The sequence below is a fragment of the Pseudomonas sp. PME37.24/025 genome (assembly GCF_055556615.1).
In genome coordinates, this window is the sequence record NZ_JBVHNK010000311.1 from 1 (window position 1) to 261 (window position 261).

The 261-nt window shown below is 63.6% G+C and carries 1 pseudogene; it reads right to left on the bottom strand.

From position 1 onward, the window contains the following. Window positions 1-261, bottom strand: a pseudogene (locus ACZ3HH_RS30490) (hypothetical protein); the annotation flags it as partial.

Genomic DNA, 261 nt, shown 5'->3' on the forward strand with positions numbered 1-261 from the left:
GAGGCATTGGCCACCTCCATGCCGGTGAGCAGCGCCACCTGGGTCTGGAATTCGAACAGGTATTGAAGCGTGCCCTGGGCGATTTCCGGCTGGTAGGGCGTGTAGCTCGTCAGGAATTCCGAGCGCTGGATCAGGTGATCGACACTGGCCGGCACATGGTGCTTGTAGGCACCGGCGCCGACAAAGAACGGTCCGGCGGAAGCCGGTACGTTCCGGGCAGCAAGCGCCCCCATGATCCGCTCGACCTCGATCTCGCCCTTG